At 53.3% G+C, this 13764-nt stretch carries 12 protein-coding genes; 2 read left to right on the forward strand and 10 right to left on the reverse strand.

Going from position 1 to position 13764, the window contains the following annotated elements:
• Positions 1–44: 44 nt before the first annotated feature.
• Genes BLQ59_RS11105 through BLQ59_RS11115 form a run of 3 tightly spaced genes read right to left on the reverse strand, consistent with a single transcriptional unit; the run spans position 45 to position 4634 of the window.
• A complete protein-coding gene (locus BLQ59_RS11105; RefSeq protein ID WP_074572961.1) occupies positions 45–3089 on the reverse strand; it encodes an efflux RND transporter permease subunit in 3045 nt (1014 codons plus the stop codon).
• Positions 3089–4165, reverse strand: a complete 1077-nt coding sequence (locus BLQ59_RS11110; RefSeq protein ID WP_074572962.1) for an efflux RND transporter periplasmic adaptor subunit — start codon at positions 4163–4165, stop codon at positions 3089–3091. The genes BLQ59_RS11105 and BLQ59_RS11110 overlap by 1 nt, the downstream gene beginning before the upstream one ends.
• Positions 4152–4634 (reverse strand): MarR family winged helix-turn-helix transcriptional regulator, encoded by a 483-nt coding sequence (locus tag BLQ59_RS11115; protein WP_074572963.1) that lies wholly within the window; start codon positions 4632–4634, stop codon positions 4152–4154. The genes BLQ59_RS11110 and BLQ59_RS11115 overlap by 14 nt, the downstream gene beginning before the upstream one ends.
• 191 nt (positions 4635–4825) lie before the next feature.
• On the opposite strand from BLQ59_RS11115, the gene BLQ59_RS11120 reads away from it, so the two are divergent.
• Together BLQ59_RS11120 and BLQ59_RS11125 are read left to right on the forward strand one after the other, a co-directional pair.
• On the forward strand, positions 4826–5665 hold the full coding sequence (locus BLQ59_RS11120; protein ID WP_074572964.1) for a menaquinone biosynthetic enzyme MqnA/MqnD family protein: 840 nt from the start codon (positions 4826–4828) through the stop codon (positions 5663–5665).
• 134 nt (positions 5666–5799) lie between these two features.
• Positions 5800–6546, forward strand: coding sequence for a hypothetical protein (locus BLQ59_RS11125; protein WP_143005342.1), 747 nt, complete (start codon positions 5800–5802; stop codon positions 6544–6546).
• Between the two features lie 117 nt (positions 6547–6663).
• Here the strand turns inward: BLQ59_RS11125 and BLQ59_RS11130 are convergent, their stop codons facing one another.
• The 7 genes from BLQ59_RS11130 to BLQ59_RS11160 all read right to left on the reverse strand — a co-directional run bounded on the left by BLQ59_RS11130 (position 6664) and on the right by BLQ59_RS11160 (position 13756).
• On the reverse strand, positions 6664–7974 hold the full coding sequence (locus BLQ59_RS11130) for a TRAP transporter large permease (RefSeq protein ID WP_074572966.1): 1311 nt from the start codon (positions 7972–7974) through the stop codon (positions 6664–6666).
• A gap of 25 nt (positions 7975–7999) precedes the next feature.
• Positions 8000–8491 (reverse strand): TRAP transporter small permease, encoded by a 492-nt coding sequence (locus BLQ59_RS11135; protein ID WP_014423381.1) that lies wholly within the window; start codon positions 8489–8491, stop codon positions 8000–8002.
• Positions 8488–9513 carry a TRAP transporter substrate-binding protein gene (locus tag BLQ59_RS11140; protein ID WP_074572967.1) on the reverse strand — a complete coding sequence of 342 codons (1026 nt, stop codon included), beginning with the start codon at positions 9511–9513 and terminating at the stop codon, positions 8488–8490. The genes BLQ59_RS11135 and BLQ59_RS11140 overlap by 4 nt, the downstream gene beginning before the upstream one ends.
• A gap of 278 nt (positions 9514–9791) precedes the next feature.
• A complete protein-coding gene (locus BLQ59_RS11145; RefSeq protein WP_074572968.1) occupies positions 9792–10529 on the reverse strand; it encodes an MIP/aquaporin family protein in 738 nt (245 codons plus the stop codon).
• A gap of 96 nt (positions 10530–10625) precedes the next feature.
• Complete coding sequence (glpK, locus tag BLQ59_RS11150) at positions 10626–12128, reverse strand: glycerol kinase GlpK (RefSeq protein WP_074572969.1); 1503 nt, start codon at positions 12126–12128, stop codon at positions 10626–10628.
• Between the two features lie 71 nt (positions 12129–12199).
• Positions 12200–12508 carry a PTS sugar transporter subunit IIB gene (locus tag BLQ59_RS11155; protein WP_073088456.1) on the reverse strand — a complete coding sequence of 103 codons (309 nt, stop codon included), beginning with the start codon at positions 12506–12508 and terminating at the stop codon, positions 12200–12202.
• Between the two features lie 15 nt (positions 12509–12523).
• Positions 12524–13756 carry an anaerobic glycerol-3-phosphate dehydrogenase subunit C gene (locus tag BLQ59_RS11160; RefSeq protein ID WP_256324662.1) on the reverse strand — a complete coding sequence of 411 codons (1233 nt, stop codon included), beginning with the start codon at positions 13754–13756 and terminating at the stop codon, positions 12524–12526.
• Between the last annotated feature and the right edge of the window lie 8 nt (positions 13757–13764).

Raw genomic sequence — 13764 nt, forward strand, 5'->3', positions numbered from 1 at the left:
GTGCAGCCCGCAAAATATGTACCTGCCGTCAGCAGTTAATTATCTTATTTATTCTCTACTTTGTATGCCACCGCATACATCGTCGGCAATACCAGCAGCGTCAAGATTGTCGCTACCAAAAGTCCGCTGGAAATCGCCACGGCCATCGGCCCCCAGAAGGTGCTGGCCATCAGCGGGATCATGCCCAGGATGGCCGCCGCTGCCGTCAGCATGATGGGGCGGAATCGGAGGATTGCCGAATCCACCACCGCATCATAGGGCGTTTCCCCCTCGGCGATATGCTTCTTGATCTGATCGATCAGGATGACCGAGTTGCGGATGATCATGCCGAACAGCGCCAGGATGCCGAGTTCGGCCACAAAGCCCATAGCCGAATCGGTGATGAGCATGCCCCAGACCACACCAATCAAGCCTAAAGGCGCAGTCAAGAGCGTCAGCAGCATCTGCTTGGCGCTGTCCAGCTGGAACATCAAGAGCGTCATGATCACAAAGACCATGGCCGGTATCGGCACCAACAGGTACCCCAAAGAGTTGTTGCTGTCCTCCAGCGCCCCTGCCGGCTCAATGCTGCAGCCCAAAGGCAGGTCCTTGCGCAGTTCCTCAGTCGCCTCATAGGCCTTTTTCGTCGCGTCATTGGCAGTACCGCTATGGATATCCGCCTGCACGGTAATGGTAGGCATCAGGTTACGGCGCTTGATGAAACCATCCTCTGCGCCATAGGAAATCTTGGCAATCTGCTCAAGCGGTACATAGCCCGCACTGCCCAGATAGATGGGCAGGCTACCCAGCTTGCCCAGATCACTGCGGTCCGCCACGGAGAGGCGCAAGGTAATCGCCAGGGTACGGTCACCCGTATAGAACTGCGCCGCCGTTGCTCCGGTGACCTCCGTGTAGATCATCTGCTTGACCGACTGTGCACTCAAGCCAAGGCTTTTGAGCTTATCCTGATCCAACTCTAACTTGACCACTTTGCTCTTGTCATTCCAATCCAGATTGACATTGTAGTTATTGCTGTCCGCAGCCACAATATCTGCCACCTTATGGGCCAGTTCCTTGGTCTGAGCCGTGCTATAGCCCGTCACCCGGAGCATCACCGGATAGTCTGCCGGCGGACCGGTCTGGATGTACTGGAGCTTGGCCCGCACATCGGAAAACTCCTCATTGAAAGCCTTGTTAAGCTCCGCCGCCAGTTTTTCCCGGGCCTCCACGTCTTTGGCCACCATGACAAAATGGCTCACATTGTCCGCATCAGCCTTGGGATCTACTGTCAGCACGAAGCGCGGCGTATAGCGCCCCACATAGCAGGCGTAGTTCTCCAACAGATCCTCATGGGACTGCAGGAAAACCGACATCCTGTCTGCCACGGCCTGCGAAGCCTCCAAGGATGAGCCTTCCGGTAATTTCAGCTCCATCAGCACCTCTGGGCGTGTGGAGGTTGGGAAGAATTCCTGCCGGATATGCGGCATCATCACGAGTGACAGGATGAAAAGGGCCAACGTGCCGCCCAGTACCGCCCGCCGATGGGTGAGAAAGGCACGCAGTATCTTGCGGAATTCCACATAGAAGCGGCTCTGATAGGGATTGATTTCCCCCGTCTCATCCGTTTTCGGCTTCACCCGGATCATATAGGTGCCCAAGAGCGGTGCCACCATCACGGACACGATCCACGAGAGCACCAGCGCCATACCGATGACCGGGAACAGAGCACTGCAGAACTCACTGGCCATCCCCTGGGAAAAGGCCACGGGAATGAAGCCCGCGCAGGTGATGAGCGTTCCGGTCAGCATGGGTTTTGCCGTAGCCTTGAAGGCAAAGCAGGCTGCATCGAAGCGGCTAAGGCCTGCTTCGAGCTTCACGCTCATCATCTCAACGGCGATGATGGCATCATCCACGAGCAGTCCCAGCGCAATGATCAGCGAACCCAAAGATACTTTATGCAGGTCAATGCCCAGCACATACATGCAGATGAACACGCCGCAAAGCACGAGCGGGATACAGCAGGCTACCACCATCCCCGTACGCCAGCCCAGCGACATGAAGCTGACCGCCAGCACAATCACGATGGCTTCCATCAAGGTCTTGATGAACTCATTGATGGAGGAACGCACCACATCCGACTGATTGGCCACCTGACGTATTTCCAGTCCGGCAGGCAGGTCTGCCTGCACCGCCGCGATCTGTTTTTTCAGGTTCTCACCCAGCGCGAGGATATTGCCGCCATCCTCCATGGACACGGCAATCCCCACCGCCGGTTCCCCATCAAAGAACATCTTCGTATCAGCCGGATCACTGAACTTGCGGGTTACTTTGGCAATATCTCCCAGCCGGAAGTTGCGGCCGCCGGCACTGATAGGGGTTTCCTCAATGGCCTTGACATCCTCGAACTGGCCGGACAAGCGCAGGTAGACATTGGACGATTCCGTGTCCACCTTGGCTGCGGCTGTCATTTCGTTCTGTGTCTTGAGAGCATTCGAGATGACCTGCGGGCTGATACCAAGCTCACTGAGCTTCATGGTATCGAGTTCCACATAGATCTTTTCCTGCTGCTCGCCGATCAGTTCCACCTTCTGCACACTGGGTACGTTCAAGAGCAGACGCCTGGTCTTCTCGGCATACTGCCGCAGTTCCTCATAGTCATAGCCCTCACCGGTGACGGCATAGATGGTGCCATAGACATCATCGAAGCGGTCGTTATAGTAAGGACCATAGACGCCTTCTGGCAGGTCCTTCTTGATATCCTCACAGAAATTGCGCACATCCCGCCATGTCGGCCGGATATCGGCCTTAGGGATGGTATCATCCAATTTGACATAGATAACCGTCTGACCGGGACGGTTCTCGCTCTTGATTTCCTTCAGATGCGGCGTATCCTGCAGGCGCTTTTCCAACTTGTCCGTGACCTGCTCCTGCATTTCCTCCGCCGTAGCTCCCGGCCAGGCTGCCGTTACCACCATCTGCCGGATGGTAAACTGGGGATCTTCCATGCGCCCGAGCTGAAAATAAGACAGGATGCCGCCGATGGCGGTAATGATGATGAAATACCACACGAGCGTGCGGTTCTTCAAGGAGACTTCCGTAAGATTCCGCATCAATCCGCCTCCGTCCGCACTGTCTGCCCCTCATGGAGCTTATGGACACCAGCCGTGACCACGAGGTCCCCTGCGGCAAGGCCGCTTACCCGCACCTTGTCATCGCCGAGGTTTTCCACCGTCACAGCCTTAGCCGTAAGCTGGTTGCCGTCGCCGACCACCCATACCTGCGGGGTATCGCCATCCTGGAAGACCGCAGCCAGCGGCAGGACAGCACCTTCCGCTGCTTCGCCAGCTGCGGTTCCCTTGATGGAAACATTGGCCGTCATGCCCAGCTGCATGCCTTCCGGCGGCTGTGGGATGGCCACCCGGACCTTATAGGTGCGAGTGGTTGCATCGGCCATGGGCGAGATTTCCCGGATGCTGCCGTCAGCCCGGCCTTTAAGCGCCCAGAAATTCACCGACACCGGCATGCCCAGGCTCAGTTCGCTGACCTTGTTTTCCGGCACGGAAATCTCCACTTCCATTTCTCCGGTCTGCACCAATGTCAGTACGGTCTGGCCGGCCGCTACGACCTGCCCTTCCTCAGCCGAAACAGCGGATACCACGCCATTGGCACCAGCAATGAGATTCGTATAGCCTAAGGCATTATGCCCCTGATTCTGCTGGGCCAAAGCGCTGCGATAGGCAGCAAAGGCCGCATCATAATTGGTCTGATACTGGTCGAGCGTCGCCTTGGACACAGCGTTTTCCTGATAGAGCTGGCTGTAGCGTTCCAGATTTTTCTCAGCCAGATCCAACTGCGCACGGGCCGACGCTACCTGAGCGTCCCCCTGATTGGACTGCTGCTGCACATCGCGGGCATCGATGACCATGAGCACATCGCCAGCCCGGACGCGGCTGCCCGCCTGCACATTGCGGGCGAGTATCTGTCCGCCCACCTGGAAGGACATATTCGTCTCATGACGCCCTTTCACCGTACCGGCGTAATCACCGCTTTCTACATTGGCCCCTACGCCAGCCTGCTGCGTCTTGACCAGCACCGGCTTTTCCGCGGCCTGTTCCTGCTTGCCGCAGCCCGTGACCAACAAGGCCAACGCCAGCAGCGCAGCCGTTAAAACCTTAAAGTTTTTCACGCACGGCGCCCCCTGTCGGCAAATGCTTGGCCAGCTCCACCAGGTCGGCATCGCAGGCTTTCTCGACCAGCTTATGGAAGCCTTCAAAGAGCTCCTTGACTTCCGCCTTGTCCATGTCCTCCACCAGATAATCCACCCAGCCCTGGATGACATTGCGCAGGAATTCATGCTGCTCGCGGCCAAAGTCCGTCAGATAGATGTGGCGGATGCGGCGGTCACCGGCATCAGCCTCGCGGTAGATAAAGCCCTTGTCCACCAGCAGGTTGATCGTGCGTGTTACCACAGCCTTGTCCAGATAAAGCATCGCCGCCAGATCATCCTGTTTGGCCCCTTCATGGTCATAGATGCGGATCAGCATGATGTACTCGGAAAAGGTCAGCCCAAACTTCTGGCAGGCCTCCACCACAAACAGCTGCGACCGACGATGCAGGATTGAAAACCAGCGCCCCCAATTTACATATTCATCCATCTCAAATTCCTCCCCCTATTTATGAAAACCATCTTATGTTAAGTTGATTACATCAAACAATTTTAACGCAAAATGCGCACAAAGTCAATATTCCTCACTTTTTTCTGATAATTGTCACGTCATTTTTCCTTTTCCTTATTCTGCCTTCCGTGTATAATGGAAGGGAAGTCTTTTACAAAGGGGGAATAGCTATGACCTGCCCACGTGTCGGCCATATCGATTTTCTGAACGTACTGCCTCTTTCCTACAGCTACAACCATGGCGCCGCCCAAGGCCTTTCCATCACCCGCGGCGTGCCCGCCATTCTCAATAACGACCTGATCAACGGGCGTCTGGATATGAGCAACTGCTCCTCCATCGTCTACGCCCGCCACAGCGAAAAGCTCGTGATCCTGCCGGATGTCTGCGTCAGCACGGACGGTGCCGTGCAGAGCATCCTGCTGATTTCCAAGAAGCCCATCCATGAGCTCCGCGATGACAAGATCATCCTGACCGCCAAGAGCGCTACCTCCCATTGCCTGCTCAAGATCATCCTGCGCAGCCATGGCGCCATCCCCAACTATTATGTACGTCATGTGGCGCCAGAGTCTCCCATACCTGAAGACGCCACCGCCTCCCTGTTGATCGGTGACGATGCCCTTTGGTGCTACCATCATCAGGAAGAAGGCCTCTACTACTACGATCTGGGCAAAGAATGGCAGGAACTCACGGGCAAGAAGATGGTCTATGCCCTCTGGGTGGTGAACAAGGATTTCGCCGAAAACTCCCCGGAAATGCTGCAGCTCATCTACGACCGGGTACACAAGTCTTTCCAGCGATATCCGGAAAACAAGGAGACGGTCATAAACTCCATCCTGAAGGATAAGCCCTTCACCTATGAGCAGCTCGACAGCTACCTCTATAACACCATAAAATGGGATTTGAGCGAAGAATATATCGAAGGCCTCAGGACCTTCTATCAGATGGCCCACAATATGAACCTGATCGAACATATCCCCGAACTGAATTTTGCCAAAGTGCGGCGTAACTAAGCCAAAAGCAGGACTAAAGTCCTGCTTTTTTAATGAAATTTTTCATTATTTTTAAGTGCCCTTTAATACCGCCTTGCTATAATACAAACTGTTTTCATTTTCATTTTATTTTCATGTTTCCTAAGGAGGTTACAATGAGTACGTTAAGTATGAACTGGAAAAATTTCCTTTCCACCGAAGAAGACCGCTGCAATAAGTATATGCTGTTCCTGCTGGTCTTCAATCTCGTCAATTTCGCTGCCGATGCCGCATTGGTTGTCCCGGATGCCTCACTGGATTTCCTGGTCCTGCCCTTGTCCTTGGTGCAGATCGTATTCTCCCTGGCCCTGCTTGTGCTGACCATTTACATCTATTATAAGAACAAGGTCTGGCACTTCATGCTCCGCCTCTTGCCCTGTTCATTGGTTTGCCTGATTCTGCTGGGCATTCTCCAGGCCGTGATCAGCCCCGCGATGCTGGCACTTTGGGTAATCGCCTCCATCTATGTCAACCGCAAATACTTCAAACCCTTTGCCAATTATCAGAATTACATCTTCCGCTATTTCCTGAGCCTGATTCTGATGATTTTTGCCGGAGTTATCATGTTCTATACTGCTCTCAATGGAACTTCCGATAGCGCCATGTCCTTAACACTGTTCATTGGCCTGATTGAGGGCTTAGCTATTATAGCACTGTTCTGGCAGCTGATGTCCAAGGAAATTGCCAATGGCAAAACCTTCTATGAAACCCTGCGCATCCTGGCTCTGCTCCCGGTTGCCTTTGCCTTCCTGCTGACAGGTCTGCTGACCATCGTCCCCGTAAGATTCTTCGCCGCAGAACACCTCTTCGGCGAAGAAGGACATGACTATCTGGCTATGCCAGAAGCAAATACCACCGCATAATATTGTAGTCAATAAAAGTGCCTGCAAGAAAACAAACAACGTTTTCTCGCAGGCACTTTTCTATGTATGGATATTATTGAAGGGACAATCCCGTTTTCAACCACCGATTACATTTGTTTACTTCACATATCCCATCAGCCCCGGCAACCAGAGCGACAGTTCCGGAATATAGGTTACCAGCAGAAGCGCGATAACCAAGGCTGCAAAGAAGGGCAGCAGCCACCGGACAACGGACTCCAGTTCCACGCCGCCAACCTTCACCCCGACAAACAGTGTCGTGCCCACCGGCGGGGTGATGGTCCCGATGCACAGATTAAAGATCATGAAGATGCCGAAATGAATGGGGTTGATTCCCATCGCCATACACACGGGCAGGAAGATGGGGGTAAAGATCAGGCAAGCCGGCGTCATATCCATGAAGGTCCCCACCACCAACAAAATAACATTGATGAAGAGCAGGATCAGGAAATGGCTATCCGTCAAGCCCAACAGACCAGCCGAAACGGCCTCAGGTATATTGGTGAACGCCATAACCCAGGACATGATGCTGGACGTGCCGATCAGGAAGATAATGATGCCGGTCATCTCTGCACTTTCCTCAAAGATGTGCGGCAGATCCTGGACACTAATGGAACGATAGCAGAACATCGACAACAGCAGGCTGTAAACAACCGCCACCACCGAGCCTTCCGTAGCCGTGAAGACGCCAGTAATGATGCCGCCAATAACCACCACCAATAACAACAGGCAGGGAATCGCATCGGCCATCACTTTCCATGCTTCCTTCGAGGCAAACACATGCTCGGCCCGATAGCCGTGTTGACGAGCCAGGATATAGGCCACACTCATGCAGGCCAATCCCCAGAGCAGCCCTGGGATATACCCAGCCATGAAAAGAGCCGCCACTGAAGTACCACCGCTGACCAGCGAATAGGTAATCATCACATTGCTGGGTGGAATCAACAGCCCCGAAGGCGCCGACGAGATGTTGGTCGCTGCCGAAAAACTCGGTTCATAGCCCTCATCCTTCTCAATCGGGGCAATCATCGAACCCATAGCCGAAGCCGCCGCCGTTCCCGAACCGGATATGGAACCGAACATCATATTCGCCACCACATTGGTCTGAGCCAGCGCTCCCGGCGTCTGGCCCGTAAACAGTTTGGCCAGATTGATCAAGCGAACCGCGATGCCGCCCCGGTTCATGATATTGCCCGCCAGGATGAAGAACGGAATGGCGAGCAGGGAAAAAATCGAAATCCCGGAAAATATCCGCTGTGCTCCGGTCAGTACCGCTACATCAAAGTTCAAGACCGGCAGGATGGCCAGAATGGATGCGATGGCCAGTGCCATCGCAATGGGCATCCCCACTACCAGCAGCACCACCAATGCCAACAGAATAATGATCCCGGAAAGAATTGCCACACTCATACATACGCCTCATTTCTGCACAAGATTATCTGCTGCCCTGCATATTCTCTTTCCATAGGTCCATGATATTGCAAACACCATAAATACTGATCAACATCCCTGTCAGGGGTACAACGGCATAAACAGCTCCCATGGGTATGCCCAGCGATGCTGTTTTCTGCGACATCGTGAGTTCCATGATAGTCAACCCGCCATAGAGCAATACCACCAGCGCTACGGCCACGACCATGATTTCAATGCATATTTCCAGCCATTTCCGCTCCTGTCCCTGGAGACGGTCTGCAAATACCGAAACCCGCAAATGTTCCCGCTTGCCAAAGACCAGCGCCGATACCAGCAAAGCCATCCAAGCAAACGTATAAGTCAGCAGTTCTTCCGATACCGTACTCGGACTATTGAACAGATAACGGGTAACGATCTGATAAGTCCCAATACAGACAATCGCCGCAAACATAGCACTGCATATCACGGACAAGCTCTTATCCAACACACTGCGTATCTTCTTTATGCCATTCATTCTTTCGCCCCCGTATCCCTTGCATTGATTGTTTGAATATGCTCGTAAATGTCTCGGATATTCGGATTCTTAGCCAGCATCTCCTTATGCAGTTCCAGGACCTGCGCGCGGAACGGTGTCATATCCACATTGACAAAGGTCACGCCCATTTCCTCCTGCGCTATCTTTTTGGCGTTCTCCACCTCTTTATCCCAGGCTTCCAATTCCACATCCGTAGACAATCTGGCTGCCTCGGCAAATACCTCCTGTTCTTCCGGACTCAACGACTGCAGAAAACGCAGATTAGCCATAAGCACATCCGGTATCATCTGATGATTCGTATAGCTGTAATACTTCGCGACCTCGCCATGTTTATTATTGGTGATGGCCAGTTCGTTGTTCTCAGCCCCATCGATAACCCCCTGCTGGATTGCGGTGTAAACTTCACCAAAGGCCATCGGGGTTGCTGCCGCGCCGAAGGCATTGACCATCGCAATGCTGGCCGGAGACTGCTGCACGCGCAGTTTCATGCCCTGCATATCCTCAGGCTTTTCGATTTTCTCCTTCGCATAGAAACTGCGAATGCCTGCATTATACCAGGTCATCACGCGAAAACCAGCCTCATCCGTGGATGTATATATCTTCTTCATATACTCCTCATCCCGCATCGTATCAAAATAAGCTTTTTGCGAGGCAAACAGATAGGGCATACTGAACACTTCATAGACACTGGCAATGGTTTCCACATTTGGACAACCCACTACGATGAAATCAATCGCACCGGTCTGCGTCAGCTCAATGGCTTTTTTCTGTCCCCCTAGCAGCTCATTGGGAAAAATCTGCACTTCAAACTTATCGCCCAGCTTTTCCTCCACGTGCTTCTTGAAGGCCAACAAGCCGATATGCTCCGGATGTTTCTCTGACTGCGAATGAGCAATCCTGACAATCCGCTTGCCATTCCCAATGGTATTACCAGCCGGAATAATCAGAAAACAAATAAGCCCCACAAGCAGCAATAAACTCAGCTTACTTTTCCACCCCATGCTTGAACCACACCTTTCTGTACTTTAAGCTGATTTGTAATTACTATCTATTATTTTATTCTGCTTTATTTCTAATGTAAATGTATTTATAATATCTATGCTTGTGTTTATACTTTTATTGCCTTAAGTTTTCCTCATTGTTCTTGTGTTTATAATAGTTATTGTGATTATAAATACAACTTTCTATAAGCAAAAGGCGCTGTGTTCATGTTTTTCATGACACAGCGCCTTGTCTGTTATGGAATCTTTAGGGGAAAAATGAACTTAGGAGAATTTTCTTAGAGCACGCCGCAGCTGGAAGCTACCAGATAGGCGATGAGGCCGCCGCAGAGCGGTGCCACAACGGGAATCCAGGCATAGCCCCAGTCGGAGCTGCCTTTGCCGGCAATCGGCAGGATGGCATGCGCAATGCGCGGGCCAAGGTCACGGGCGGGGTTCATGGCATAACCCGTGGGGCCGCCCAGGGAAAGGCCAAGAGCCAGGATCAGGATACCAACGATGTAGGGGCCATAGCCCGGAACAAGAGCACCAACCGGTTTGGAGAAAATCATCCAGATGACGAACATCAGGAAGAAGGTAGCAATCGTTTCGCAGATGAAGTTGGCTGCCGGATTGCGGATAGCCGGGCCGGTAGCGAAAACACCGAGCTTGGCTGCCGGATCTTCCGTTTCAGCCCAATGCGGCAGATAAGCCAGCCATACGATAGCAGCACCAACGATACCACCGAGCAGCTGCACGATGGAAGTCATCAGGAACTGGTTAAAAGTATAGATGCCAGCCATCATCTTGGCCAGCGTAACAGCTGGGTTCAGGTCACCCTGCGGCGCACCAAGCGTCGTCGCGGTGAATACACCCAACGTAACGGCAAATGCCCAGCCGAAGGCTATGCAGATCCACCCGCCGCCCTGGCCTTTGGATTTGGTCAGTGTCATGTTCGCACAGACGCCGCAACCAAAAACGAGCAGCACCATTGTGCCCATGAACTCACCCAACAAGTTTTCCGTACCTGTTACCATGATAATCCCTCTTTCTTATAATGAATTATAGCTATATAGCAGGTGGGTGGGCATGCCCGCCCACCTTTACTATCTGCTTAACAAGCCTTCCCAGTTTTATTCTTCTTCATCCAGCCAATTCATGGAATGTTTGACGGCTTTGCGCCAGCCCTTGTAGAGGCGATCTGCTTCCGTCTTTTCCATCTGGGATTCGAAGCGGGAATCGAGCTTCCAACTGCTCTTGAGTTCTTCCTTGTTCGTCCAGACACCAACAGCCAGACCAGCCAGGTAAGCAGCGCCCAGAGCCGTGGTTTCCGTGATCTGCGGACGGTCAACGGGAACCCCCAGTAGGTCAGACTGGAACTGCATGAGCAGGTTGTTGGCTACGGCACCACCGTCCACCTTGAGGGCGGAGAGCTTTTCGCCGGAGTCAGCTTCCATAGCTTCCAGGACATCACGTGTCTGATAAGCCAGGGATTCGAGCGTTGCACGGACGATATGGGCTTTCGTCGTGCCGCGGGTGATGCCGATGATGGCACCGCGGGCATTCATATCCCAGTACGGAGCGCCGAGCCCCACGAAAGCCGGTACGACATAGACGCCGCCGTTGTCCTTGACCTTCTTGGCCACCCATTCAGAGTCCGGAGCGGAATCCACCATGCGCACGCCATCGCGCAGCCACTGGATAGCGGAACCAGCTACGAAGATGGAACCTTCGAGTGCGTATTCCACTTTGCCATCGAGGCCCCAGGCAATGGTCGTTACGAGGCCGTTCTTGGATTTATGGATTTCCGTACCCGTGTTCATGAGCATGAAGCAGCCAGTACCATAGGTATTCTTAGCCATGCCCGGCTCGAAGCAGTTCTGGCCAAAGAGAGCAGCCTGCTGGTCACCGGCAGCACCGGCTACCGGAATCGGTGCGCCGAGGATGGACGGAATGGTTTCGCCGTATACGCAGGAAGACGGTTTTACTTCCGGCAGCATGGATTTGGGCACATCGAGGTAACCCAGGAGTGCGTCATCCCATTTGAGCTCGTTGATGTTGTAGAGCATCGTGCGGGAAGCATTGGAGTAATCCGTGACATGAGCCTTGCCGCCCGTGAGCTTCCAGATCAGCCAGGTATCGATCGTACCGAAGAGCAGGTCGCCCTTTTCTGCCTTTTCGCGGGCACCTTCCACCTTATCGAGGATCCATTTGATTTTCGTGGCGGAGAAATAAGCGTCAATCAGAAGACCAGTCTTATCCTTGACCTCATCCACAAGGCCTTTTTTCTTGAGGTCTTCCGCAATGGGCGCCGTCTGGCGGGACTGCCAGACGATGGCATTGTACACAGGACGCCCCGTGTTCTTATCCCACACTACCGTCGTTTCGCGCTGGTTGGTGATACCGATTGCTGCGATATCGCTGGCTACGAGGCCGGACTGCTCGAGAGCTTCCTTCATGACCGTAGTCATGGAGCTCCAGATCTCATCCGCATCGTGCTCAACCCAGCCCGGTTCCGGGAAGTACTGGGTGAATTCCTTCTGGGAAACGCCGACGATCTTCGAGTTCTTGTCGAAAATGATCGCGCGATTGCTCGTCGTACCTGCATCCAAAGCCATTACATAATTCTTTGCCATTGTGAAACCCCTCTACTTTCTTGTGAAGTCAATCAAGACTCAGATTAAGATTAAGAAATCCATAATAACCTTTAATAGTCCCCGACGATCTTCTGTGCCAGGTCCAGGATCTTGACGGCATCAATGCCGGCATAGAGATCCTTGGGAATAACCGCTGACTTGACGTTAGGATACCTGACCTGCAGCTCCGGCAGTTCAAATGCCGACTGGGGAGCCAGCAGCATGACATCAGCAAACTGGGATGCCTCCTTGACTTCCTGAATGGGATAGAACGTCACCGAGCAGGGATACCCCAGCCTTGCCGCCTCATGCTCCATACGGCGCACCAGCATATTGGTGGACACACCAGCAGAACAGATCAGTACAATTCTCCGAATCATCGAAAATCCTCCCTCCTATTTACCATAAGCTTTAGCTAATATCTCAACGGGGTGACAGGTCCTGGCCTGCGTCCCATGTTGGATCTGTAACCTACAAGTGCCGCAGTCACAGATGACTTCGTCACACTTAGCATCCTCGATGCGGGCGAAGAGCTTTTCGCCAATCTTCATGGAGATAGCATATTTATCGCCCTTGAAGCCGTAGTTGCCGCTCATGCCGCAGCAGCCGGCATCGGCCTGTTCCACGGTCACACCGGGAACCTGTGCCAGGATCTTCGCTGCGGGGACACCGAAGCCCTGACTCTTGAGGTGGCAGGGGACATGATACATGAGCTTTTCGCCCACCTGCTGGAAACTTGTATTGAGCTCGTCTTTTTCCGCGAGAATCTCCAGGAATTCAAAGGCGTCATAGACGTTTTCGCCCGCCTCATGCATCTTTTCCTCGTTGAAGAGTTCATGATATTCCTGCTTGAGCATCAGCGAGCAGCTCGTGCAGCAGGCAATCACCGGAATGCCCTGCCGCTTCCATTCGAGGATGCGGCTGACATTGTTCTCCGCATGTTCATGGGCTTCAGCGAGGTAGCCCGTGACCACCATCGGCGAACCACAGCAGTTGAATTTCTCATCCACGAGAACCTCATAGCCATTGGCGTTCATGACCTTGACAAAGGCCACGCCCACCTGCGGTTCATTCTGATTGATAAAGCAGCCCGGGAAGAACACAACCTTTTTCTGACTTTGCGGCTGTTTGATTCCCTTGAACAGCTGCATGAAGCTGTCCGAAGCATACGCCGGCATATTGCGCTCGCCAGCCATCCCCATCGCTCCGAACACGCCGAGTGCCTTACCGATGCTCATGCCCAGATTGGCAAAGGCAGCGCCAAAGGGCAGGGCACGGACAAGTTTAGCCATGCGCTCGCCATGGGCCAGCATATCGTCGCGCCGGGAATGCTCATGCGTCTCGTAGTATTTGGCCCGCTGCAGCATATTCAGCGTGGATACGGCCACCCCCGAGGGGCAGGCACGGTCACAGCTCTTGCAGTTGGAGCAGAAATCCAGGCTCTCTTCAAAATCCTCCTGGGAAAAATGCATGCGGCTATGGGCGGGGCCCACGAGTTTCGGACCGCGGTAGCTCTTTTCCGCTTCCATCACCGGGCAGCTCGACATGCAGGAAGTACAGGACAGGCAATGGTCGGCTGTTGAACGTGCCGTTTCCATCTCTTCAATTTTCTTACTGATATCACGCATCGCCAAAG

Origin of the sequence: Pseudoselenomonas ruminantium (assembly GCF_900104055.1) — a bacterium.
In the GTDB taxonomy this organism is placed as follows: domain Bacteria; phylum Bacillota; class Negativicutes; order Selenomonadales; family Selenomonadaceae; genus Selenomonas_A; species Selenomonas_A ruminantium_C.